General features: G+C 67.2%; 20 protein-coding genes. 17 read left to right on the top strand and 3 right to left on the bottom strand.

Annotated features, from left to right (window positions below; translation table 11 throughout):
- Nucleotides 1–62: 62 nt before the first annotated feature.
- The 3 genes from AC5P7A_RS04105 to AC5P7A_RS04095 all read left to right on the top strand — a co-directional run bounded on the left by AC5P7A_RS04105 (nucleotide 63) and on the right by AC5P7A_RS04095 (nucleotide 3,709).
- Nucleotides 63–605: a hypothetical protein gene (locus tag AC5P7A_RS04105; protein ID WP_227863628.1), complete on the top strand. Its 543-nt coding sequence runs from the start codon at nucleotides 63–65 to the stop codon at nucleotides 603–605.
- A gap of 91 nt (nucleotides 606–696) precedes the next feature.
- Nucleotides 697–1,845, top strand: a complete 1,149-nt coding sequence (locus AC5P7A_RS04100; RefSeq protein ID WP_481453136.1) for an acetyltransferase domain-containing protein — start codon at nucleotides 697–699, stop codon at nucleotides 1,843–1,845.
- A gap of 109 nt (nucleotides 1,846–1,954) precedes the next feature.
- On the top strand, nucleotides 1,955–3,709 hold the full coding sequence (locus tag AC5P7A_RS04095) for a peptide MFS transporter (protein WP_014646346.1): 1,755 nt from the start codon (nucleotides 1,955–1,957) through the stop codon (nucleotides 3,707–3,709).
- A 54-nt stretch (nucleotides 3,710–3,763) separates the two neighbouring features.
- Here the strand turns inward: AC5P7A_RS04095 and AC5P7A_RS04090 are convergent, their stop codons facing one another.
- Together AC5P7A_RS04090 and AC5P7A_RS04085 are read right to left on the bottom strand one after the other, a co-directional pair.
- Nucleotides 3,764–5,752 (bottom strand): alpha/beta hydrolase family protein, encoded by a 1,989-nt coding sequence (locus tag AC5P7A_RS04090; RefSeq protein WP_495219910.1) that lies wholly within the window; start codon nucleotides 5,750–5,752, stop codon nucleotides 3,764–3,766.
- A gap of 161 nt (nucleotides 5,753–5,913) precedes the next feature.
- Nucleotides 5,914–6,549 carry a LysE/ArgO family amino acid transporter gene (locus tag AC5P7A_RS04085; protein WP_005415673.1) on the bottom strand — a complete coding sequence of 212 codons (636 nt, stop codon included), beginning with the start codon at nucleotides 6,547–6,549 and terminating at the stop codon, nucleotides 5,914–5,916.
- A 137-nt stretch (nucleotides 6,550–6,686) separates the two neighbouring features.
- On the opposite strand from AC5P7A_RS04085, the gene AC5P7A_RS04080 reads away from it, so the two are divergent.
- The 13 genes from AC5P7A_RS04080 to AC5P7A_RS04020 all read left to right on the top strand — a co-directional run bounded on the left by AC5P7A_RS04080 (nucleotide 6,687) and on the right by AC5P7A_RS04020 (nucleotide 21,041).
- Nucleotides 6,687–7,592, top strand: a complete 906-nt coding sequence (locus AC5P7A_RS04080; protein WP_049441179.1) for a LysR family transcriptional regulator ArgP — start codon at nucleotides 6,687–6,689, stop codon at nucleotides 7,590–7,592.
- A gap of 185 nt (nucleotides 7,593–7,777) precedes the next feature.
- Nucleotides 7,778–8,224, top strand: a complete 447-nt coding sequence (locus AC5P7A_RS04075; protein WP_014646343.1) for a GNAT family N-acetyltransferase — start codon at nucleotides 7,778–7,780, stop codon at nucleotides 8,222–8,224.
- A gap of 191 nt (nucleotides 8,225–8,415) precedes the next feature.
- The gene (mqo, locus tag AC5P7A_RS04070; RefSeq protein WP_046429482.1) at nucleotides 8,416–10,104 is read left to right on the top strand and encodes a malate dehydrogenase (quinone); all 1,689 of its coding nucleotides are present in this window, start codon (nucleotides 8,416–8,418) and stop codon (nucleotides 10,102–10,104) included.
- A gap of 326 nt (nucleotides 10,105–10,430) precedes the next feature.
- A complete protein-coding gene (locus AC5P7A_RS04065; protein WP_075076127.1) occupies nucleotides 10,431–12,623 on the top strand; it encodes a TonB-dependent siderophore receptor in 2,193 nt (730 codons plus the stop codon).
- Nucleotides 12,624–12,804: 181 nt separating this feature from the next.
- Nucleotides 12,805–14,448 (top strand): malonate decarboxylase subunit alpha, encoded by a 1,644-nt coding sequence (mdcA, locus tag AC5P7A_RS04060; protein WP_049441177.1) that lies wholly within the window; start codon nucleotides 12,805–12,807, stop codon nucleotides 14,446–14,448.
- Between the two features lie 10 nt (nucleotides 14,449–14,458).
- Nucleotides 14,459–14,779 carry a malonate decarboxylase acyl carrier protein gene (gene mdcC / locus AC5P7A_RS04055; RefSeq protein ID WP_049441175.1) on the top strand — a complete coding sequence of 107 codons (321 nt, stop codon included), beginning with the start codon at nucleotides 14,459–14,461 and terminating at the stop codon, nucleotides 14,777–14,779.
- A complete protein-coding gene (locus AC5P7A_RS04050; RefSeq protein ID WP_049441173.1) occupies nucleotides 14,776–15,684 on the top strand; it encodes a biotin-independent malonate decarboxylase subunit beta in 909 nt (302 codons plus the stop codon). The genes mdcC and AC5P7A_RS04050 overlap by 4 nt, the downstream gene beginning before the upstream one ends.
- The gene (mdcE, locus tag AC5P7A_RS04045) at nucleotides 15,681–16,391 is read left to right on the top strand and encodes a biotin-independent malonate decarboxylase subunit gamma (protein ID WP_495219909.1); all 711 of its coding nucleotides are present in this window, start codon (nucleotides 15,681–15,683) and stop codon (nucleotides 16,389–16,391) included. Before AC5P7A_RS04050 ends, mdcE begins: the two co-directional genes overlap by 4 nt.
- Nucleotides 16,384–17,025, top strand: coding sequence for a malonate decarboxylase holo-[acyl-carrier-protein] synthase (gene mdcG, locus AC5P7A_RS04040; RefSeq protein WP_111205850.1), 642 nt, complete (start codon nucleotides 16,384–16,386; stop codon nucleotides 17,023–17,025). Before mdcE ends, mdcG begins: the two co-directional genes overlap by 8 nt.
- 35 nt (nucleotides 17,026–17,060) lie before the next feature.
- Nucleotides 17,061–17,876 (top strand): triphosphoribosyl-dephospho-CoA synthase MdcB, encoded by an 816-nt coding sequence (mdcB, locus tag AC5P7A_RS04035; protein WP_080355777.1) that lies wholly within the window; start codon nucleotides 17,061–17,063, stop codon nucleotides 17,874–17,876.
- Nucleotides 17,873–18,793: a malonate decarboxylase subunit epsilon gene (gene mdcH / locus AC5P7A_RS04030; protein WP_495219908.1), complete on the top strand. Its 921-nt coding sequence runs from the start codon at nucleotides 17,873–17,875 to the stop codon at nucleotides 18,791–18,793. The genes mdcB and mdcH overlap by 4 nt, the downstream gene beginning before the upstream one ends.
- Before the next feature lie 104 nt (nucleotides 18,794–18,897).
- Nucleotides 18,898–20,265 (top strand): SLC13 family permease, encoded by a 1,368-nt coding sequence (locus AC5P7A_RS04025; protein WP_134808615.1) that lies wholly within the window; start codon nucleotides 18,898–18,900, stop codon nucleotides 20,263–20,265.
- A gap of 56 nt (nucleotides 20,266–20,321) precedes the next feature.
- Nucleotides 20,322–21,041: a GntR family transcriptional regulator gene (locus AC5P7A_RS04020; protein ID WP_049441166.1), complete on the top strand. Its 720-nt coding sequence runs from the start codon at nucleotides 20,322–20,324 to the stop codon at nucleotides 21,039–21,041.
- Between the two features lie 294 nt (nucleotides 21,042–21,335).
- On the opposite strand, the gene AC5P7A_RS04015 is transcribed toward AC5P7A_RS04020, so the two are convergent.
- Nucleotides 21,336–21,659, bottom strand: a complete 324-nt coding sequence (locus tag AC5P7A_RS04015; protein WP_049441165.1) for a hypothetical protein — start codon at nucleotides 21,657–21,659, stop codon at nucleotides 21,336–21,338.
- A 153-nt stretch (nucleotides 21,660–21,812) separates the two neighbouring features.
- On the opposite strand from AC5P7A_RS04015, the gene AC5P7A_RS04010 reads away from it, so the two are divergent.
- Nucleotides 21,813–22,760, top strand: coding sequence for a nucleoside hydrolase (locus AC5P7A_RS04010; RefSeq protein WP_111205861.1), 948 nt, complete (start codon nucleotides 21,813–21,815; stop codon nucleotides 22,758–22,760).
- Nucleotide 22,761 lies beyond the last annotated feature (1 nt).

The raw sequence follows: 22,761 nt of genomic DNA, 5'->3' as shown, positions 1-22,761 counted from the left end.
TTCCAGCCATCATCGTTTGAAGTGCCTCAACGCCCCGTGCATCGTGTTCATGATCTGAACCGATGACGCTGAGCCGCCCGATGAACAACCCACTGCGGATCCGCCCGATCAAATCACCGGTCGTAGCTGTCGTGACCCTGACCTGCCTGATGCCGCTTTGCGATTACGCATCTGCCTGGAGCCGCATTGGCGCAGTCGAGATCACCGACCACGCCGGCAAACCTTGTTTCGGACTACCCAAGAAGGAGCGCAAGCGTATCGGTAAAACTCCAGAGGTGTTTGGTGTGGAGGTGCATGACGCAATTACTCCACCGCTGCGGCGGCAATGGTCTTTCTACTTTGCCCATCCCGCATCAATCCCACTTCCCCCCGGAGCCTGCGTGGTCTACGGAGAAGTGCCAGCCAACGCCATTACAAGGCAGACGGCGATGCCGCTGCAGCCCGGACGCCTGTACGACGTATCGCTGTCGGCCACCAGGACCGGCGCCACGCAACACCACAGCGCCCGATTCTGCTTGAAGGCCAACCCCGACGGGAGCCTGCGAGCGATCCAGGTCCACTACGACGAGGCGCTGGGCTGGAGCCCCTCGGTTTGCCTGCCCTGAGCCGACGCGCGCGCTCGTCGGAACAGCTCAGCACGCGCTGGAAAGACGCAATTGTTATGTTATATCCTGCCACGCCGACCGAACTTCGTACGTGGCCCCTTCCCCCACTACCCGCCTGGCCTCCATCGACCAGCTGCGCGGCACCGTGATGCTGTTGATGCTGCTGGACCACGTGCGTGAGACCTTCTTCCTGCAACACCAGGTGAGCGACCCGATGGACGCAGCGACGGTCTCCCCTGCGCTGTTCGCCTGCCGTCTGCTGGCCCACCTGTGCGCCCCCGTGTTCGTGCTGCTGACCGGGCTGTCGGCCTGGCTGTACGGCCAGCGCCAGGCGGATCCGCGCGGGGCCACAGCTGCGTTCCTGCTCAAGCGCGGGCTGTTCCTGGTGGTGCTGGAACTGACCCTGGTGAATTTCGCCTGGACCTTCCAGCTGCCGCCGGAAACGCTGTACCTGCAGGTGATCTGGGCCATCGGGCTGAGCATGATCGCGCTGGCCGGGCTGCTTTGGCTGCCGCGCCCGGCCCTGCTGGTGCTGGCAATCGCGGTGGTGGCCGGGCACAACCTGTTCGACGGCTTACGGGTGCAAGGCAATGGCCTGCTGGCGCTATTGTGGAAAGTGCTGCACCAGCGCGACTGGATCGAGGCCGGCGCGCTGCGCCTGCGCACCTCCTACCCGGTACTGCCGTGGATCGGGGTGATTGCGCTGGGTTATCTGATGGGGCCCTGGTTCGGCCGCGCGCGCGCGCCGGAGCAGCGCCAGCGCTGGCTGCTGTGGGCAGGCGTCAGCGCGCTGGCCCTGTTCGCGCTGCTGCGGTTCGCCAACCAGTATGGGGATGCTCCCTGGTCGTACCAGACCACTACGCTGCGCACGTGGTTGAGCATCTTCAACGTCACCAAGTACCCGCCGTCATTGCAGTTCCTGTTGCTGACCCTGGGCGTGGGGCTGTTGCTGCTGCGCTTGTACGAATGGCCGCCCCTCGCGCGTGCGCTGCGCCCGCTGTCCGATATCGGCGCCGCGCCGATGTTCTTCTACCTGCTGCACCTGTACGTGCTGAAAGGGCTGTACCTGGCCGCGTTGGCGTCCTGGGGGCCGACCCATGGCGAACTGTATGCCCTGGATTCGGTCAGCGGCCTGCTGCTGGTGGCCTGTGCGCTGGCGGTGGTGCTGTACCCGCCGACGCGGGCCTTCGCGCGGTTCAAAGCGCGAAGGCGCGATCTGCCTTGGTTGCGATACCTGTGAGCGGTGGCCGCCGGGGGAGCGCCATCCCTGCATGGCGTGGATCCACCGGCGGCTGCCTGCCCGGGCCCAGAGGCCTATAATCGCGCCCTTTCCGCTGTCCCCGCCGTCGATGACCGTTGCCGCCTCTGCTTCCGACGACTTCCTGGGCCACCCCAAGGGCGTCTACGTCTGCTTCTTCACTGAAATGTGGGAGCGCTTCTCCTTCTACGGCATGAAGGCGCTGTTGCTGCTGTACCTGACCAAATACCACCTGTTCGGCGACAAGGCCGGCCTGGACCTGCTCGGTGCCTACGGTGGCCTGGTGTACTGCATCCCGGTGTTCGGCGGCATGCTGGCCGACCGCTGGCTGGGCATGCGCCGGGCAGTGCTGTTCGGCGGCATCCTGCTGGTACTCGGCCACCTCGGCATGGCCTTCGAGGGCCACGCCGCGTACCGGGTGAACGGCGAAGTGGTGCGCGACACCTCGGCGCTGGCGGTGACCTACCTGTCGCTGGCGCTGATCATCATGGGCGTCGGCTTCCTGAAGCCGAACATCTCCACCATTGTCGGCAAGCTGTACGCCAAGGACGACCCGCGTCGCGACTCGGGCTTTTCGCTGTTCTACGCCGGCATCAACCTCGGCGCGCTGTTCTCGTCCCTGGTGTGTGGCTTCCTCGGTGAGGCCTACGGCTGGAAGTACGGTTTCGGTGCGGCCGGCATCGGCATGCTGGCCGGCCTGGCGATGTTCCTGTGGGGCCAGAAGTACCTGCAGGGCCATGCCGAACCGCCGCAACCGGCGGCGCTGAAGCAGAAGGTGCTGGGCTTGCCACGCGAATGGCTCATCTATCTGTGCGCGGTGCTCGGCGTGCTGCCGGTGGCATGGCTGATGTGGGCCGCCGGCAACGGCGCGTTCGCGCTGGGCGGTGAAATCAGCCTGGCGCTGATGCTGATGCTGGTGGTGCTGGGCGGCGTGCTGGTCTGGTTCGCCTGGTTCACCGGCACGAAATGCACGCCGGTGCAGCGCCAGCAGATGATCGCGCTGATGGTGCTGATCTTCATGGCGCTGGTGTTCTTCACGATGTACGAGCAGTCCTACGGCTCGTGGGTGACCTTCACCGACCGCCTGCTGACCAAGGACATCGTGCCCTCGCTGGTGATCACCGGCGGCACGCCGCTGCCGTGGTCGATCCTCTCGCTGCTGCTGGCACCGCTCGGCTTCGTGGTCAGCGCGCGCCTGTCCGAACGGCGCCCGGGCTCGGCCGCGCCGCGCACGTTCTTCGCCGCCATCGTCGTACTGATGCTGGTGCTGCTGGTGCGCGACTGCCTGGTGATTCCGCAGACCGCCGGCTCGCTGACCTACCTCGGCGGCCTGTTCCTGGTGCTGCTCGCTCCGGCCTTCGCCGCGCTGTGGACGTGGATGGACCGCCGCGGCTGGGAACCGGGCAAGCCGGTGAAGTCGGCCTGGGGCCTGGTGATCGGCGCGCTGTCGTTCGTGCCGCTGGCGCTGGCCGCACAGCAGGTGGGCGCCACCGGCGAGATGGCCAGCGTGTGGTGGCTGGTGCTGGCCTACTTCCTGCTGGCCAGCGGCGAGATGTGCCTCTCGCCGGTCGGCCTGTCGGCGGTGACCCAGCTGGCCGTGCCGCGGGTGATGAGCCTGATGATGGGCACCTGGTTCCTGGCCACCGCATTCTCGGAAACGCTGGCCGCGCTGTTCGGCAAGCTGGCCGCGATCGAGGTGCCGGAAGGCGAATCGCTGGACATGGTGGCTGCCGCCGGTGCCTACGCGCACCTGTTCTGGCTGCTGATGTGGATCGGCCTGGGTTGCGCGTTGGCGGCCTTCATCGCCGCGCCGCTGCTGAAGAAGATGATGCACGGGGTGAAGTAAGTCCCGCGTGCGGAAGACCAGGGCGGCGGAAAATTCATCCGCCGCCCTGTCAGCTCAGGGCGCCTTGTCCTTGCCGGCCACGGGCGCGGTCGTCGCGGTCTTGCCCCCCAGGCTGCGCGCCAGGAACGCCAGCAGCTTGTCGTAGTACTCGCTGCGATGCGCCTCGGTGTAGAAGCCGTGGCCTTCGGTCTTGTAGTACAGGCTTTCCACCGGTGTGCCGGCGCGCTTGAGCGCCGCTTCCATGCGCTCGGTATGCTGGATCGGCGCACGCTTGTCTTCGCCACCGGCGGCGAGGAACACCGGTACCTTGATCCGTTCGGCCAGGTTCACCGGCGACACCGCGCCCAGCTTGGCCGGATCACCCAGCCATTCGCGCAGGTAGGTCACGCCTGAGCCGCGGTCCTGGATATCGCCACGGGTGTACATCATCGGCAGGTCGTAGACCCCCACATAGCCGGCCGCGCACTGATACAGCCCGGGTTCGCGGGCCGCCCCCATCATCGCCGAGTAGGCCCCGTAGCTGGCGCCATAGATGCAGATGCGACGAGCATCGGCGATGCCTTCGCTGATTGCCCAGCGGGTGGCATCGGTGACATCGTCCTGCATCGCCGCGCCCCACTGCTGCGCACCGGCCTGGGTGTGGGCCCGGCCGTAATTGCCCGACCCACGGAAGTTGACCTGCAGCACCGCATACCCGGCGGCGGCCAGCATCTGGGTTTCGCGGTCGTACTGGCCGGAATCGAAGATGTCGAACGGACCGCCATGCGGCATCACCACCATCGGCAGGTTGCGGCCGTTGCTGCCGGCCGGCAGGGTCAGGAAGCCATGCAACGGCAGCCCGTCCCGCGCCTTCAGTGCAATCGGCTTCACGCTGGCACTGCGGTCCACGTCAATCCAGTCGCTGCGGCTGATCAGGTGGTCAGCCTTGCGCGCCACCGTGTCGTAGACGTAGAAATCGCCCGGGTTCGAGCCCGACCAGGTTTCCACCAGCACGACACGGCCATCGCGGGTGCTGGAGGTGATGTAGACCGGCCCTCCGAAGGCGGCTTCCAGGCTGCGGTACAGGCGCGCCTCCGGCGACTTCTCGTCGAAGAACCGGGTACGCGGCGTATCGCCCAGATAGAGCGCGCCCACCGGCACGTGGGTGCCGGGCCGATGGATGATGCGATACGGATTGACCACCTCGTCGCGCAGCAGCGTGGCACGCTCGCCGGTCTGCGGGTTCCAGCTGACGATCGCGTCCGGGCCCTGGGTCTGCTCGACGTTGAGGTAGGCCAGGCTGTCATCGGCCGAGAAGCCGAGGGCGGTTTCGATGCGCTTGCTGACGGCCTCGTCGTTGATCAGCTTCCAGCTGTCGCCACTGCGTTCGCGGAAGTACAGCTTGTTGATGTTGTCGCTGCCCGAGCCATGCACGAAGCGCACTTCGCCGGCGCCGTCGGTGGTGAACTCGCCGCGCCGTACCGGCGAGGACGCCACCCGCGAGCGACGACCCGAAGTCACATCCATGCGATCTACGCGGGTGTACGGATCCTCGGCCAGCGGCCATACGGTCACCAGCACGTTGCGCTCGTCGCCCGGCAGGTCGTCGGCCAGGAAGGCGGCCACTGCTTCGACCTTCTTCGGCTGGATGCGGGTCCCCGGGCCCTTGCTTTCGACGCGATAGCCGACCAGCAGTTCGCCGCGGTTGCCGTTGGCATCGATGGCGTAAAGCTCGCCGGTGGGGTTGGGCTGATCCAGCGAGCCCCACTTCTGGGCCAGGCTGATCAACAGGCGCTCGTTGCTGACCCAATCGAATTCCTGCGCGTGGTTGCGGCTGGGCGGCCAGAAACTGCCGACCACCTCCTTGTCCTTCAGGCGCAGGATCGCGATCGCGGTGCTGTCCTCCCTCGGCACCGTTGCCGCTACGTACTTGCCCCCCGGCGAGATCTTGATGTCGGTGAAGGTCTCCCGCCGCAGGTACTGCGTCAGCTCCACCGCCCCCGCGCTGCCTGCGGCAACGCCCCCGATGACGGCCAGTGCGGCCGCCAGAATCGTCCTGTGCATCCTTCCCCTGCTCCTGTGGACACCTTGTCCTGGTCTCCGATTCTAGGCAGGGCAATGGGTTTCCCGCCAGAGCCGGAAAAGACGACGGCACCGTTGCCGGTGCCGTCGTTGCCACTACCTTGGAGAGAGTCAGGACGTGGGTTCGGGGGGCGTGCGCCGGGTCAGTGGACCCCGCGCACCGCCAACATGAGGGCCAGGATGCTGAGGATCACGGCGATGGTGCCGTCGAGCACGCGCCAGGTGCTGGGCTTGGTGAACAGCGGCGCCAGCAGGCGTGCGCCAAGGCCCTGCGCGGTCAGCCACAGGCAGCTGGCCGTGACCACGCCCGCAGCGAAGGCCATGCGGGCATTGCCGAAGTTCTCGGCGATGGAGCCGATCACCATCATGTCCAGCCAGAAGTGCGGGTTGATCAGCGAGAAGCCGACCGCGGCCATCAGCACCGCGCGGCGGCTGCCGTCGTCGCTGTCGGCCTCGCCCATGCCACCGCCGCCGGCGATCGCACGGCGTGCCGACTTCATCGCATACCAGGCCAGGAACGCGACACCGGTCCACAGCACGGCGGTGGTCAGCCACGGCAGCGCCGAGGTGAGCGTGCGCAGGCCGGCCACGCTGGCGAAGATGAAGATGGCATCGATGGCCGCGCAGGTGGCGACCACCGGCACGATGTGCTTGCGCAGGATGCCCTGGCGCAGAATGAAGGCGCTCTGGGCCCCGACCACGGCGAACAGGCCGATGCCGGTGGCTGCACCAGAGAACCAGGCACCGAGGCCGGTGCTGGCCGAGATGACCGAGAACATGGGATTCACTGCCTTGTATTGCTTGGGGGACGGTGCCTCGCGAAGGCGGACAGCACCGGAACGGGCGCCATTGTCGCGCCGCAACATGGAAAAGACGAGCTAAACTTCCTAAACCAACATTAGCGGAGCTTAATTCGATGCGCATCGATCACGCCCAGCTGCGCGCCCTGGCCGCGGTGATCCGCGAAGGCAGCTTCGACCGCGCCGCGCAATCGCTGAATGTCACGCCCTCGGCCATCTCGCAGCGGGTCAAGGCACTGGAGGACCGGATCGGCCGCCTGCTGGTCAAGCGTGGCACCCCGGCCACCGCGACCGCCGAGGGCCAGCTGCTGGTGCAGCTGGCCGAGCAGACCGCCCTGCTGGAACACGATGCGCTGCACCGCATGGGCCTGGCGGATGAGGACCTGCCCCAGGCCAGCATCCCGGTGGCAGTGAACCACGACAGCCTGGAAACCTGGTTTCCGCAGGCCGCGGCGCAGTTCGCGCAGGGCACCGGGACCACCCTGGACCTGCGCGTGGAGGACCAGGACCACACCGTCGAACTGCTGCGACAGGGCACGGTGCTGGGTGCGGTGACCACGCTGGACGAGCCGGTGCAGGGCTGCCAGATCCACGCGCTGGGCAGCATCCGCTATGCAGCGACCTGTACTCCTGAATTCCGCGAACGCCACTTCGCCAAGGGAGTGACCGCGCAGGCACTGGCGCAGGCACCGGTACTGGTGTTCAACCGCAAGGACGACATGCAGTCGCGCTTCGCCCGGCGCATGGCCGGCGATGACCTGCCCAGCACCGCACCGACCTGGTGGATCCCCTCCACCCGCGCCTTTGTGCAGGCCAACCTGGGCGGCATGGGCTGGACGATGAATCCGCTGCCGCTGGTCAAGCGGCACCTGGACGCCGGCCGCCTGGTCTACGTACGCCAGCGCGCGTGGGAAGACGTGCCGCTGTACTGGCAGCACTGGAAGGGCGACGTGCAGACCATGGCCCTGCTGACCCGCGCCGTGCTGGATGCATCCTCGGCATTGATCCGGCGCAAGCGCTGACGCACAGCGCAAAAAGGGGACGGAGGGGATTAAGTCGCTTAAGGCCAATACGACATCCAAGGCAAATACGGCTTAATCCCCTCCGTCCCCTTTTTCGGGGCTCCATCGGATCTCCATCAAGCCTACACACCGGGTCCATGCGCGATGCGGATACTGGCGGGCCGACCATTACAAGGATGTCCGGCATGCCCGTGTACCTGCGCGACGCCCGCCCCGAGGATGCCGCTGCCTGCATCGACCTGCGTGGGCGCACCCGCGAGAACGCCTTCAGCGCCGAGCAGCTGGCCCAGCTGGGCATCACTGTGGACAGCTGGGCCGCCGGCATCGCCCAGGGCGATTCGATCGGCCGCGTCGCCTGGGAGGGCGAGCGCATGGCCGGCTACTGCTTCGCCGACCGCGACAGCGGCGAGGTGCTGGTGCTGGCCCTGCTGCCGGACTACGAGGGCCGCGGCATCGGCCGCCAGCTGCTGCAGGAAGTGGTCAGCCTGACCCGCGATGCCGGCCACCGGCGGCTGTTCCTGGCCTGCTCGGCCGACCCGCGTTCGCGCTCGCACGGCTTCTACCGCCGCCTGGGCTGGCGCCCGACCGGCGGGGTCGATGAGGCTGGCGACGAGATCCTTGAGCTGGTCTGATCCCACCGTCGCCGGGCATCGCCTGCCGCCCATGTGGCAGCACCGCGAAACGTCGGATGCTGCGTTGCATCAAAAAAGGACCGGATCCGGTTAGAATCATCGGCGGATGATGCAAGGCGTTGTTTCTTCACGCCCTTTCCCTGCCCCACGCGCATCCTGACCCCTTCCCCTCCGCCAACGATCCCGCCCCCATGAAGAAATTTGGCAAGGCTCTTCTCGCCCTGCTCGTGCTGCTGTTGCTGGCCGCCGCGCTGTTCCTGTACTGGCCGCTGACCCAGCGCTCGGTGCCTGCCGCCAGCAACGACAAGCCCGTCGATGTTGTGCTGGTCGGCGCCGGCATCATGAGCATCACCCTGGCCACCTACCTGCAGGAGCTGCAGCCGGACTGGAACATCCAGGTCTACGAACGCCTCGACGGCGTCGCCGGTGAAAGCTCCGATGGCTGGAACAACGCCGGCACCGGCCACTCGGCGTTCGCCGAACTGAACTACACCCCGGAACTGCCCGACGGCAGCATCGAGACCAAGCGCGCGGTCGGCATCGCCGAATCGTTCGAGGTCTCGCGCCAGTTCTGGTCGCACCAGGTGAAGGAGGGCCGGCTGAGCCAGCCCAGCGACTTCATCAACCCGACCCCGCACATGAGCTTCGTCTGGGGCGATGACAACATCGCCTACCTGCACAAGCGCCAGCAGGCCCTGGTCAAGAATCCGCTGTTCTACGGCATGCAGTACTCCGAGGATCCGGCCCAGATCAAGCAGTGGGCCCCGCTGCTGATGGAAGGCCGTGACCCGAAGCAGAAGGTTGCCGCAACCTGGATGCCGCTGGGCACCGACGTCAACTTCGGCGTGATCACCCGCCAGCTGACCGCCGGCCTGCAGCGCAGCCCGAACTTCAGCCTGCACCTGAACCATGAAGTGAGCGCGCTGCGGCAGAACGCCGACAAGAGCTGGAACGTGACGGTGAAGGACCTCAAGGCCGGCACCGAATCCACCACCCACGCCCGCTTCGTGTTCATCGGTGCCGGTGGCGCCGCACTGAAGCTGCTGCAGATGTCGGGCATTCCGGAATCGAAGGACTACGCCGGCTTCCCGGTCGGCGGCCAGTTCCTCGCCTTCCAGGGCCAGGACGTGACCTCGCGCCATGGGGTGAAGGCCTACGGCATGGCCGAAACCGGTTCGCCGCCGATGTCGGTGCCGCACCTGGATGCACGCAAGCTGGACGGCAAGCCGGTGGTCCTGTTCGGGCCGTTCGCGCTGTACAGCACCAAGTTCCTCAAGCACGGCTCGTGGTGGGACCTGTATTCCTCGGTCACCCACAACAACGTTGGCCCGATGCTGGAAGTGGGCAAGGACAACCTGGACCTGGTGCAGTACCTGATGGGACAGGCGCGCCTGAACGATGCCGACCGCCAGGCCGAACTGGTCAAGTACTTCCCCAATGCCAAGCCGGGTGACTGGAAGCTGGTCACCGCCGGCCAGCGCGTGCAGATCATCAAGCGCGATCCGCTGAAGGGCCCGGTGCTGCAGTTCGGTACCGAGATCGTGACCGACAAGGACCACACCCTCGCCGCCCTGCTCGGCGCGTCGCCGGGCGCGTCGACCTCGCCGCCGATCATGCTTGACCTGATGGCCAAGGCCTTCCCGGAGCAGATGAAGGCCGGCTGGGAAACCCGCCTGCGCGAGATCGTGCCGTCGTACGGGCGCAAGCTCAACGACAGCGCCGCGCTGGTCAACGAGATCCGCACGCTGACCAGCCAGACCCTGCAGCTGCCCTACCTGGAGGTGCCGGTGGACGCGAACGCGGCATCGCCCGCTCCGGCGGCGGTTCCGGCGCCGGCCAAGGAAAAGCGCAACGCCAACGAGGAACTGCAGGCGCTGTAAGCCCGCAGGTTCCCTTCGATGCAGACGGACGGCCACCTTCGGGTGGCCGTTTGCGTTTGTGCAGGCTACCGCCTGTAGAGCCGAGCCCATGCTCGGCTCCGGCAAAAAGCAGCCGAGCATGGCTCGGCTCTACAGAAAGCGATGCCCCGTGCCGGGAACCCTGCGCACAATGACGCGAATTGTAATGTTGTTAAGAATTATTTACATTTGCGTCCTGCGCAGTGACCGCGCCTCGCCCCAGACGGACCTGACCGTGCCCGAAGCCGCCGCCCCGGGTGCTGGACGACTGTTGCCGCCCCTCCCCGCCTCCACGCTTCGAGCCCACCATGTGCCTGACCTTCGATAACCGCCTGCCCCGCCGCGCGCTGCTGCCGGCTGCCCTGCTTTCGTCTTTGACCCTGCTGGCCGCGCCCAGCGCGTTCGCCGCCACTGATGGCGCTGCCGACGCCAAGACCCTGGACCGGGTGAGCGTGCGTGCCGAACAGTCGGCGCCGCCGGCCAGTACCACGCGCCTGCCGATCACCCTGCAGGAAACCCCGCAGTCGGCCACCGCGATCAGCCTGCAGCGCCTGCAGGACGAATCGCTGTTCAGCATCAACGATGTGATGCGCAACGTGACCGGCGTCAGCGTGTCCTTCTATGACACGCAACGCCCGCTGTACTACGCGCGCGGCTTCGCCATCACCGACTTCCAGGTCGACGGCATTCCCACCTACAGCGGCTCGACCAACCAGGAGTACGACACCGCTTTCTACGACCGCATCGAAGTGATCCGCGGTGCCAACGGCCTGCTCAGCGGCGCCGGCGTGCCGTCGGCCACGGTCAACCTGCTGCGCAAGCGCCCCGGCAAGGAATTCGACGCGTCGTTCGCGGTCAGCGCCGGTAGCTGGGACTACCGCCGCATGGAAGCCGACGTAACCGCGCCGCTGACCGCCGACGGCCGCTTCCGCAGCCGCGTGGTCGCCGCCTACACCGATCGTGGCCTGTATTACGACCGCTACAAGGAAAACAAGATGGCCGGCATGGCGGTGCTGGAAGGCGATGTCACCGACAGCACCACGGTTACCGTCGGCTACCAGACCCAGGACAACAACCCGACCGGTTCGACCTGGGGCACCGTGGCGTTCTTCGACAACCAGGGCAACTTCGCCCATCTGGCGCGCTCGACCAACCTGTCGCCGAAGTGGAGCTACTGGAAGCGCGAAAGCAATACCGCCTTCGCCAACCTGGAACAGCGTTTCGGCGACCACTGGCTGCTGAAGATCAACACCGCCTACACCCGCGGCAACGTGCAGAACGTGCGCCTGTACGGCACCGGCAACCCGGACCCGGTGACCGGCGCGGGCATCTACCTGCGCGCGGCCGCCGGTGATTCGAAGGACACCCGCCGCAATGTCGATGCCTACCTGACCGGCAGCTTCCCGCTGTTCGGCCGCGACCACGACCTCACCGTCGGCGCGCAGTGGTCGGACCTGGAAGGCACCACCAATACCGTGGCGCTGAACTTCCCGGGCGACTGGGCGACCTGCGGGCGTGAGCGCTGCTACTACATCCCCAACGTGTTCAACTGGAACGGCGACATCTCCGAAGTGACCTACACCCGCACCGGCGCACGCCGCGTGGCCAAGACCACGCAGAGCGGCGTCTACCTGGCCACCCGCCTGCGCCTGGCCGAGCCGCTGTCGCTGATTGCCGGTGCGCGCCTGAGCCGCTGGGAAACGCTCAGCCGCTCGTACAACGCTGCCGGCGCCTATACCGGCACCAGCGGTGCATACAAGGTGAGCGATGAGGTCACTCCGTACGTGGGCCTGGTCTACGAGATCACCCCGAACGTGTCGGCCTATGCCAGCTACACCGAGATCTTCAATCCGCAAAACTACAAGGACCGCAACGAGAACCTGCTGGCACCGGTGCAGGGCTCGAACCTGGAAGCGGGCATCAAGACGCAGTGGTTCGATGGCCGCCTGACCGCCAATGCGGCGGTGTTCGAGGCCAAGCAGGACAACTACGCGGTGCGTGACATGAGCGTGCCGGAAGGTACGCTGAGCGACGGCAGCTCGGCCTATATCGGCATCAACGGCACCAAGGCGCGCGGTTGGGAGATGGACGTCAACGGCGAGATCCTGCCGGGCTGGACGGTCAATGCCGGCTACACCCGCGTCAAGGTGACCCGCGCCGCCACCGACCTGCTGTACGCCAATCCGCCCAAGGACCTGCTGCAGCTCAACACCCAGCTGCAGCTGCGTGGCGCACTGGAGCGACTGAGCATCGGCGGTGGCCTGCAGTGGCAGAGCCGGGTGCAGGGCTACAACATCGCCTACCCGCTCGGCGGCACGGTGACGGTGAACCAGCCGGCGTATTCGCTGGTGCAGTTCAACGCCAACTACCGCATCAGCGACAACTGGACCGCGACGCTGAGCGTGCGCAACGCGCTGGACAAGACCTACTGGGCCAACCTGGACTACAACAACTTCGGCGAGCCGCGCTTCGTGTCGGCCAGCCTGCGCTGGAAGTTCTGAGCAAACGACGGGTGCAAGGTGGGTGCCGACCGTTGGTCGGCACGCCCTCCGCCACGACCACGGTCGTGGGCTACCTGAATGGGCCCGTCTCCGTGCGGGCCTTTCCTTTTGCTGCACTGCAGGTTGCACCCTACGCCGTAATTATGCCGTAATTATTCCAACACCCGTCGGAAGCCGGTCAATGAACCCGAGCTGGGATACGTTGGAACGCAGTCGCCAGGCCCGCCTGGAACGTGCCGCGCCGTGGGCCCGGGGACGCGAGGTCGCCGCCGGCGACGTAGGCGAGCTGCTGCATGCACTGCTGGAGCCCGGCGACAAGGTCTGCCTGGAGGGCAACAACCAGAAGCAGGCCGATTTCCTCGCCCAGGCCCTGGCCGATCTTGATCCGGCCCGCGTGCACGACCTGCACATGGTGCAGTCGGTGCTGTCGCTGCCCTCGCATCTGGATGTATTCGAGCGTGGTATCGCTTCGAAACTGGACTTCTCGTTCTCCGGCCCGCAGTCGGTGCGCCTGGCCAACCTGGTGGCTGAAGGGCGCATCCAGATCGGTGCCATCCACACCTACCTGGAACTGTTCGGCCGCTACTTCATCGACCTGACCCCGCGCGTGGCCCTGGTCGCCGCGCAGGCCGCAGACCGGCACGGCAACCTGTACACCGGCCCGAACACCGAAGACACGCCGGTGATCGTCGAAGCCACTGCCTTCGGTGGCGGCATCGTCATCGCCCAGGTCAACGAGATCGTCGACACCCTCCCCCGCGTCGACATTCCCGCTGACTGGGTCAACTTCGTGGTGCAGGCGCCGAAGCCGAACCACATCGAGCCGCTGTTCACCCGCGACCCGGCGCAGATCTCCGAGATCCAGGTGTTGATGGCGATGATGGCGATCAAGGGCATCTACGCCGAGTACGGCGTGAACCGCCTCAACCATGGCATCGGCTTCGATACGGCGGCCATCGAACTGCTGCTCCCCACCTACGCCGAATCGCTCGGGCTGAAGGGAAAGATCTGCCAGCACTGGGCGTTGAACCCCCACCCGGCACTGATTCCGGCGATCGAATCGGGCTTCGTCAGATCGGTGCATTCGTTCGGTTCGGAACTGGGCATGGAGAAATACATCGCCGCGCGAGGTGATGTGTTCTTCACCGGCGCCGATGGCTCGATGCGTTCCAACCGCGCGTTCTCGCAGACCGCCGGCCTGTATGCCTGTGACATGTTCATCGGCTCCACCCTGCAGATCGACCTACAGGGCAACAGTTCCACTGCCACCCGTGACCGCATCGCCGGCTTCGGCGGTGCACCGAACATGGGCTCGGACGCACGCGGCCGCCGCCATGCCAGCGAGGCCTGGATCAAGGCCGGGCAACAGGCTGCGCGCCCGGGCGAAATGCCACGCGGGCGCAAGCTGGTGGTGCAGGTGGTGGAAACCTTCCGCGAGCACATGGCACCGGCCTTCGTCGAAAGGCTCGATGCCTGGGAACTGGCCGAGCGCGCGCAGATGCCGCTGCCGCCGGTGATGATCTATGGCGACGACGTCAGCCATGTGCTGACCGAAGAAGGCATCGCCAACCTGCTTTTGTGCCGCACCCCTGAGGAACGCGAACAGGCGATCCGCGGCGTGGCCGGCTATACCGCCGTGGGCATGGGGCGCGACCGCGCGATGGTGGAGAACCTGCGCGACCGCGGCGTGATCCGCCGTCCCGATGACCTTGGCATCTCCGTGCGCGATGCCAGCCGTGACCTGCTGGCGGCGCGTTCGGTGAAGGACCTGGTGCGCTGGTCCGGCGGTCTGTACGACCCGCCCAAGCGCTTCCGCAACTGGTAAGGGGCTGAGCATGGAAACCCTCGACTATCGATTCGAAGGACACACTGCGGTGCAGTTCCCGCGCGAAGCGGTGCTGGTCGGCGTGCTGGCCTCGGGCAACCTGGAAATCCTGCTGGAACCCGCTGCGCTGGAAGGCGCGATGACGGTGCGCATCATCACCGCCGCGAAGGGCTTCGGCAGCGTGTGGCAAGCGGTGATCAGCGACTTCGCACAGCGTCATCCGCTGCGCGATGTACGCATCTCGATCAACGATGCCGGTGCGACCCCGGCGGTGGTCAGCCTGCGCCTGGACCAGGCCGTGGAAACCCTGCGTGCTGGAGATCCACGATGAACCGGGCGCAGCGCTACAGCTACTACGAAGCCGATGCGCGCGAGCGTATCGCCAGCCTGGTCGATGCCGGTTCCTTCAGAGAATTCCTCGGCCCGGCGCGGCGGATGATGAGCCCGCACCTGGCACAGCTCGACCAGCCCGCGGCGTTCGACGACGGCATCGTTGTCGGCGAAGCCACGCTGCGTGGCCGACGCGTGCTGCTGGCCGCGCAGCAGGGTGAATTCATGGGCGGCGGCGTGGGCGAAGTGCACGGTGCCAAACTGACCGGGCTGCTGCGTCGCGCAGCCGAAACACATCCCGAAGGCGTGCTTCTGCTGCTGGACACCGGTGGTGTGCGCCTGCACGAAGCCAATGCAGGGCTCATCGCCATTTCCGAGATCATGCGCGCCACCCTGGACGCGCGTGCAGCGGGTGTGCCGGTGATCGCGCTGATCGGCAGCGGCAACGGCGCCTTCGGCGGCATGGGCATCGTCGCCCGCTGCTGCAGCACGGTCATCATGTCCGAAGAGGGGCGCCTGTCGCTGTCCGGCCCGGAAGTGATCGAAACCGTGCGCGGCGTGGAAGAGTTCGATTCCCGCGATCGCGCGCTGGTCTGGCGCGTAACGGGAGGCAAGCACCGCTACCTGATCGACCAGGCACAGGTGCTGGTGCCGGATGCCATCGAGGCCTTCGCGCAGGCGGCCAGCAACGCGCTGCAGCCTGATACCAGTAGCACCGATCCGGATACTGCACTGGCTGCGCTGCAGGAACGCCATGCGGCATTGAAGGCGCGCGTGCAGGCCTGGGGCGATTGCCGCGATGGCCTGGAGATCTGGGCCCGCCAAGGCATCGCAGCCCCCGAGCGACTACCGCTGCTCGACACCGATGAGTTCCTCATCGCCACCGCCGACCGGAGCCTGCCATGAGCCTACCGTTGCAGAACCTGCTCGATGCCCTGTTCCCGCATGGGCATGCCATTGCGGTGAACGATTCGGTGCTGACCGGCAGCGCCACCACCGAGGATGGCGAGGTGACCGTGATCGGTACCGCCGACAAACTTGAAGTCGGCGTGGACCACGCACTGGCACTGGCCGAAACCGTGCTTGCCAGCACCGGCGCACATCCACAGCGACCGATCGTGATGCTGGTGGATACCGCCGGACAGCGCCTGGCGCGGCGCGACGAACTGTTGGGCATCAATGGTTACTTTGCGCATCTCGCGCAGACGCTCGATCTGGCACGCCGCCGTGGTGCGCGCCTGATCACCCTGGTCTACGGCGAATCGGTCAGTGGTGGCTTCCTGTCATTCGGCCTGATGGCCGACCACATCCACGCCCTGCCCGACGCACAGGTGCGGGTGATGGACCTGCGCGCGATGGCACGGGTGACCAAGCAACCGCTGGAGAAGCTGCAGGCGCTCAGCCAGAGCTCGCCGGTATTCGCGCCGGGCGTGGCCAACTACGTGGCGATGGGTGCGGTGGAATCACTATGGGAAGGCGACCTTGCCCAGCACCTGCTGCAGGCCCTGCGCACACCCACCGAAGGCGACCGACGTGCCGCACGCGGCGCACAGCGCGGCGGTCGCGCCCTGGCGGCAGCGGTTTCGACTGCGGTGGCCCACGGCGATGCCTGAGCGGCCCGCCCGCCACACGCTGGCCTGGCTGTCGGCCGAAGCCGACTGGCGGGCTGACGTGACTGGACACGAACCGCGCCTGGCAGCATGGTTCGCACAGGGCCTGCCAGCCATGGTGGCACGCAGTGCGGCGGATGATCCCGACCCGCGGCTTCGCCTGGGGGTGCCGCTGCCGCCAGGCGAAGGCAAGCAACGGCTGGCGCTGCGCGTGGCCCTGCAGGACATCCAGCACCTGCAGCCTCCCCCTGCCCTGGATCAGATTCTCGCCGGCGGCGTTCCGGCTGATTGGCAGGCGGCACTGCAGGCAATGCTGCGGCTTGCACCGGCCCGCGTGTTCGGCGCCTTCGCCTGGCAGCACCTCAGCGGTCTGCCCTATGTGCACGCACGCTCGGACATCGACCTGCTGTGGCAGGTGGGCGACGCGCGCCAGGCCGACCTGCTGGTCGAGCGCCTGCAGCACTGGGAAAGCACCTTCGGGCATCGGGTCGATGGCGAACTGTGCCTGGTGGATGGTGGCGCGGTGAACTGGCGCGAGTACGCCGGGCGCAGCCGCGAGGTACTGGTCAAGCGCCTCGATGGTGCCGCACTGGAACTACGTGATGCGTTGTTCGCCTCCACCGGGGTGAGCGCGTGAACGCCCTCGTGCAACCGGCGGTCAGGCCAGCTGCCGTGGACAGCGCGCGTCTGGGGCGCCTCGCCATCGCCAGCCTGCACGCCGAACTGGCCCTTGCACCCAAGCCAGGGTTGGTCACCCCCTTCGACAGCGGCAGCCACCACGACATGGACGCCGGCACGTTCCTGCGCAGCCTGTTCACGCTGCGCCACTACTTCATCGCCGTGGCCTGCCTCGGTGCAGCCGAGGCGGACTTCAATGCCTTGCGCCGGTGTGGCATCTCCGCCGAAATCGCGATGCTGCGCGCGACCGCCGGCATCAACACTCATCGCGGCGCGGTCTTCAGCCTTGGCCTGCTGGTCGCGGCTTCCGCTGCCTGTCGGGGCCGCGCGGGCGGTGCCATCGCAGCCGAGCAGGTCTGCCAGGAAGTGCGCCGCTGGGCTGCCGAGCTCGCCGGCGCACCACTTGATGCGAACAGCCCTGGCCAGCGCGCGCGCGCACGGCACGGCGTGCAGGGTGTGCGCGAACAAGCGGCCGCCGGCTACCCGCTGCTGCGCGAGGTGGCACTGCCTACACTGCGCCACGCGCTGGCCAGCGACCTGCCACGCGAGGCCGCGATGTGCCAGACCCTGGTGCAGCTGATCGCGTGCGTGGATGACCTCAACCTGCTGCACCGTGGCGGCGCCAACGGCCTGCGCTGGGCCCAGCAACAGGCGCGAGGCTTCCTCGATGCCGGTGGCGCCTTCGTACCCGGCTGGCAGGCACGCCTGCACAGCATCGGTGATGGATTCGTCGCACGCCGGCTGAGCCCCGGCGGCAGTGCCGACCTGCTGGCCTGTGCCTGGTTCCTGCTGCAGCAGGAGGTCGCATGAGCCTTGCCCTGCTCTGCCCCGGCCAAGGCGTCCAGCACGCGGAGATGTTCGAACGCGTGCGCGATCTTCCGGCCGCACGCCACATCCTTGATCTGGCCAGCACGGTGCTCGGACGCGATGTATTTTCCGCCGCTGGGGCCGAAGACCGCTTCGACAATGCGCAGGCGCAACCGCTGCTGTGCGCGGCCAGCCTGGCGCAGTGGCAAGGACTGCGCGACTGCGTGCCAGCGCCGACGCTGATCGCTGGCTACAGCATCGGCGAGCTCGCCGCGCACGCCATTGCCGGCAGCTTCGATGCGGCCACCTGCCTTGCCCTTGCGGCGCAGCGCGCGCGATTGATGGACAGCGCCAGCCCCGCCGATGCAGGCCTGCAGGCGGTGCTTGGCCTGGAACGCCATGTACTGCAGCCGCTGTGCGATCTGCACGGTGCGCACGTGGCCATCGCCAACGGGCAGGACCATTTCATCGTGGGCGGCACGCACGCCTCGTTGCAGCGGCTGGCCGATGCAGCGCGGGCGCAGGGCGCGGACATCCGTCTGCTGCCGGTGCGCGTGCCCGCACACACACCATTGCTGGCGGCGGCGGTCGCACCGTTCGCTGCCGCACTCGATGCATCGCCACTGCAGGCCCCACGCCTGCCGCTGCTGGCCGGCATCGATGCGCGACCGGTGCGGGACCGCGCAACGGCAGTCAACACGCTTTCGTTGCAACTGGCGCAGACCATCGAATGGGCGCAGGTGATGCGCCAGGCCTTCGAGCGCGGCGCGCGGGTATTCCTGCAGTTGGGCCCGGGCAACGCGCTGGCGCGCATGGTCGCGCCGGCCTATCCGTGCTGCGAGGTGCGCGCGGTGGAAGAGTTCCAGAGCCTTGAAGGCGCGGCGGCATGGGTCCGCAGCGCGCTGGAACGGCTGCGGTAACGGGTTCGAGCAGTACGTATCACGCAACACGCCGTACGTCGCCTTACCCCGGGATGGCGGGTCTCCATCCGCGCTGTACGTGAGTCACGTGTCTGGGAGGGCGCATGAGTCCACAAATCGCAACGATCATCGGTCTGGTGATCATGTTCATCGTCGCCACCGCGATGCCAATCAACATGGGTGCCGTCGCTTTCGCGCTGGCCTTCATCATCGGCGGGCTGTGGGTCGACATGGGCGGCAAGGAGGTCCTGGCCGGCTTTCCCGGCGATCTGTTCCTGACCCTGGTCGGCATCACCTACCTGTTCGCCATCGCGCAGAAGAACGGCACCATCGACCTGCTGGTGCACTGGGCAGTGAAAGCGGTGCGCGGCCATATCGTGGCCATTCCGTGGGTGATGTTCGTGATCACCGCGGTCCTCACCGCGTTCGGCGCTCTGGGCCCGGCCGCGGTCGCGATCATCGGCCCGGTCGCCCTGCGCTTTGCCAAGCAGTACAACATCAATCCACTGATGATGGGCCTGCTGGTCATCCATGGTGCGCAGGCCGGCGGCTTCTCGCCCATCAGCGTGTACGGCAGCATCACCAATGGCGTGGTGCAGAAAGCCGGGCTGGAAGTGACCGAGATGGCGGTGTTCCTGACCAGCCTGGGCTTCAACTTCATGATGGCGACGATCTGCTTCTTCGCCTTCGGTGGCATCGCCCTGCTGCGTCGCGGTTCGATCACGGCAGCGGGAACGATCGGCAATGCCGAGCTGGCGATGGCCGGTGGGCCGCAGGCATCCTCGCGCCAGTTCGCGATCGAAGGCCATGGCGCGCTGGTCGCGGCGGGCGGCGGCACCCTGTCCAACGATCCGGCGGCACTGGATGAGGTCAGCCTGACCCGCGAGCGGTTGTTCACCCTGATCGGCCTGCTCGGCCTGGGCGTGGCCGCGCTGATCTACAACCTCAACGTCGGCCTGGTCTCGATCACCGTGGCGGTGGCGCTGGCGCTGCTGTCGCCGCAGAGCCAGAAGGGCGCGGTTGACGGCATCAGCTGGTCCACCGTGCTGCTGATCTGCGGCGTGGTGACCTACATCGGCGTGCTGGAACATGCCGGCGCGGTGGACTTCATCGGCAACAGCGTCTCCGACATCGGCATCCCGCTGCTCGGCGCGCTTTTGGTCTGCTACGTCGGCGGCATCGTCTCCGCATTCGCCTCGTCGGCCGCGGTGCTCGGCGCAACGATTCCATTGGCCGTGCCGTTCCTGATGCAGGGTCACCTCAGCGCCGCTGGCGTGATCTGCGCGCTGGCGGTGTCGTCCACCATCGTCGATGTCAGCCCGTTCTCCACCAATGGCGCACTGGTGGTGGCTTCGGCAGCCAAGGAAGAGCGCGAGAGCCTGTTCCGTCGCTTCCTGGTGTACAGCGGTCTGGTGGTGGCGCTGGGGCCGTTGCTGGCCTGGCTGGTGTTCGTGGTGCCGGGCTGGATGTAGCCGCCATCGGGTCGTGCCGGCCGCTGGCCGGCGCGACCTGGCGTTACACTCTGCGCATGGCCATTGCCCCTGCCCCGCGGTCACCGAAGAAGCGCGCGCCTCTGTACGAAGAGGTGGCCGAACACGTGCGCGAGCGCATCTATGACTACCGGTTGCCGCCGGGCGAGTGGATCGACGAGCCCGCGCTGTGCGAGGAACTGGGTATCAGCCGTACGCCCCTGCGCGAGGCGTTGAAGCTGCTGGCAGCCGAAGGCCTGGTGCAGATCGATGCCGGTCGTGGCAGCCGGGTCACCCGGCTGACGCTGGAAGACCTCAACCAGCTGTTCCCGGTGATGGCCATGCTGGAAGGCCGTTGCGCACACGAGGCGGTGAGGCACATCGACGATGCCGGCGTGCAACAGCTGGAGGCCCTGCATGCGGCGATGGAAGCGGCGGCGGCCGAGGGCAACATCGCCGAGTACTACCGCAACAACTACCTGATCCACGAAACCGTGCAGCATTACGCCGGCAACCCGTGGCTGATCCGCATCACCCACGACCTGCACCGCATCCTGAAGATGCATCGCGGCCGCCAGCTGCTGACCCCAGGGCGCACCGCGCAATCGCTGGCCGAGCACCGCGAGCTGATGGAGTGCTTCCGCCGCCGCGACGCGCAGGCCGCCGAACGCACCATGGAACGCCATCTGCTCAGCCAGGGCCAGGCCCTGGCCGCCTATGTGGCGGCAGGCGGGCTGTTGAACGTGCCGGCGCCCTTGCCGACCGAAGGCGGCGGCTGAGCGGATGTGGTTGCCGGCCAGCGGCCGGCACTACCGGGACGTGCCCTGGGTTGGACTGTTGAACGTGCCGTGGGCGCTTGCCCGCCGAAGGCGGCGGCTGAGCGGATTTGGTTGCCGGCCAGCGGCCGGCACTACCGGGACGTGACCTTGGTTGGGCTGCTGAACGTGCCGTGGCCGCTTGCCCGCCGAAGGCGGCGGCTGAGGGGAAGAGGTTGCCGGCCAGTGGCCGGCACTACCGGGACGTGACCTCGGCGGGTTAGTGCCGGCCGCTGGCCGGCATCCCGAAACGTCTGATCAATCGCCACCGCAGCTGCCGCCGTCCCCCCCACCACCATCACTGCTGCAGTCGGAGCTGCTGTAGCTGTGATGGCTGTGGCTGTCACCGGAATAGCCAACGGAGGTGTCATGGCTTGCACCGCCATCCCCCCGGCTGCCTGAGCCATCGGCCGTGGCCACTGCCAGGCACAGGATGGCGCCGACCAGCGGCAGCAGCCAGACCAGCAGCAGCTGCACCGCGCGGCCACCCGCCGACAGGCCATCACGCCTGACGATCACCACGGTAGCCGCCACGTTCAGGCCCAGCACCAGCAGGACCAGCAGAAGGGCAACGATCAACATTCGGCGGCTCCATGCCTGGACTGGAGGGCATTATGGGCCTGCCAGCCCGGCAATGGCCCTGCCCGTCATGAAGATGGGACAATGCAGGGCGCGCCTGCCTGCTTCCAGGCCGCCGGCGCCCCCCGCACCACACGGAAGAAGAAGAACAACAACATGCTGAAAGTCATTTTCGATACCGACCCGGGCGTCGACGACGCCCTGGCCCTGCTGTACCTGCACAAGCACGCCCAGATTGACCTGATCGGCGTCACCACCACCTTCGGCAATGCCTCGGTGGAGTCGACCACGCACAACGCGCTGTACCTGAAGCAGGCCTGGGGCTTCGCCGCCCCGGTCGCGCGCGGTGCCGGTGGCCCGCTGCAGCCGGAAGCCACCCCGGAAGCCTGGCCGGTGCACATCCACGGCCACAACGGCCTGGGCAACCACCCGGTGCCGGCCGAACTGGACGTGGCCGCCGACGCGCGCCCCGCTCACCAGCTGATCATCGACCTGGTCCGCGCCCATCCGGGCGAAGTGACCCTGGTCGCGGTCGGCCGCATGACCAACCTCGCGCTGGCCCTGCAGCAGGCCCCGGACATCGCCGGCCTGGTGCGCGGCGTGGTGATCATGGGCGGCGCGTTCCACGTCAACGGCAACATCACCCCGGCCGCCGAGGCCAACATCTGGGGCGATGCCGAAGCGGCCGACGTGGTGTTCACTGCCAGCTGGCCGGTCACCGCCATCGGCCTGGACGTGACCACCCGCGTGGAAATGGACCGTGACGGTCTGGACAAGCTGGCCGCCATCGGCGGTGCCGATGCCGAACTGGTGCGTGCGCTGTCGCAGGATTACGTGGACTTCTACCTGCAGGCCGGCCACAAGGGCATGGTCGTGCACGACTGCTGCGCCTGCATCGCGCTGACCCGTCCGGAGCTGTTCCAGTTCGAGCGCGCCAGCGTGCGCGTGGCCACCGACGGCGTTGCCCGCGGCATGACCATTCCCAAGCCGGAAGGCATGGCATTCGGTCCCAGCGTGTGGGACGGCCACGTGGTGCAGTCGATCGCCATCGGCGTGGATGCGGCCGCGGTACTGGCCGACATCGAGCAGACCCTCAAGGTCTGAC

The sequence above is a fragment of the Stenotrophomonas sp. YJH_SMC_65 genome, assembly GCF_059369475.1.
The sequence above is the reverse complement of the archived record's forward strand: the minus strand, read 5'-3'. Positions and strand labels throughout refer to the sequence as shown.

Excerpts from the sequence above, each read along its gene's own strand:
- AC5P7A_RS04105 (WP_227863628.1), top strand. The coding sequence starts at position 63 with ATGACGCTGAGCCGCCCGATGAACAACCCACTGCGGATCCGCCCGATC.
- AC5P7A_RS04095 (WP_014646346.1), top strand. The coding sequence starts at position 1,955 with ATGACCGTTGCCGCCTCTGCTTCCGACGACTTCCTGGGCCACCCCAAG.
- AC5P7A_RS04090 (WP_495219910.1), bottom strand. The coding sequence starts at position 5,752 with ATGCACAGGACGATTCTGGCGGCCGCACTGGCCGTCATCGGGGGCGTT.
- AC5P7A_RS04085 (WP_005415673.1), bottom strand. The coding sequence starts at position 6,549 with ATGTTCTCGGTCATCTCGGCCAGCACCGGCCTCGGTGCCTGGTTCTCT.
- AC5P7A_RS04080 (WP_049441179.1), top strand. The coding sequence starts at position 6,687 with ATGCGCATCGATCACGCCCAGCTGCGCGCCCTGGCCGCGGTGATCCGC.
- AC5P7A_RS04075 (WP_014646343.1), top strand. The coding sequence starts at position 7,778 with ATGCCCGTGTACCTGCGCGACGCCCGCCCCGAGGATGCCGCTGCCTGC.
- mqo (WP_046429482.1), top strand. The coding sequence starts at position 8,416 with ATGAAGAAATTTGGCAAGGCTCTTCTCGCCCTGCTCGTGCTGCTGTTG.
- AC5P7A_RS04065 (WP_075076127.1), top strand. The coding sequence starts at position 10,431 with ATGTGCCTGACCTTCGATAACCGCCTGCCCCGCCGCGCGCTGCTGCCG.
- mdcA (WP_049441177.1), top strand. The coding sequence starts at position 12,805 with ATGAACCCGAGCTGGGATACGTTGGAACGCAGTCGCCAGGCCCGCCTG.
- mdcC (WP_049441175.1), top strand. The coding sequence starts at position 14,459 with ATGGAAACCCTCGACTATCGATTCGAAGGACACACTGCGGTGCAGTTC.
- AC5P7A_RS04050 (WP_049441173.1), top strand. The coding sequence starts at position 14,776 with ATGAACCGGGCGCAGCGCTACAGCTACTACGAAGCCGATGCGCGCGAG.
- mdcE (WP_495219909.1), top strand. The coding sequence starts at position 15,681 with ATGAGCCTACCGTTGCAGAACCTGCTCGATGCCCTGTTCCCGCATGGG.
- mdcG (WP_111205850.1), top strand. The coding sequence starts at position 16,384 with ATGCCTGAGCGGCCCGCCCGCCACACGCTGGCCTGGCTGTCGGCCGAA.
- mdcH (WP_495219908.1), top strand. The coding sequence starts at position 17,873 with ATGAGCCTTGCCCTGCTCTGCCCCGGCCAAGGCGTCCAGCACGCGGAG.
- AC5P7A_RS04025 (WP_134808615.1), top strand. The coding sequence starts at position 18,898 with ATGAGTCCACAAATCGCAACGATCATCGGTCTGGTGATCATGTTCATC.
- AC5P7A_RS04020 (WP_049441166.1), top strand. The coding sequence starts at position 20,322 with ATGGCCATTGCCCCTGCCCCGCGGTCACCGAAGAAGCGCGCGCCTCTG.
- AC5P7A_RS04015 (WP_049441165.1), bottom strand. The coding sequence starts at position 21,659 with ATGTTGATCGTTGCCCTTCTGCTGGTCCTGCTGGTGCTGGGCCTGAAC.
- AC5P7A_RS04010 (WP_111205861.1), top strand. The coding sequence starts at position 21,813 with ATGCTGAAAGTCATTTTCGATACCGACCCGGGCGTCGACGACGCCCTG.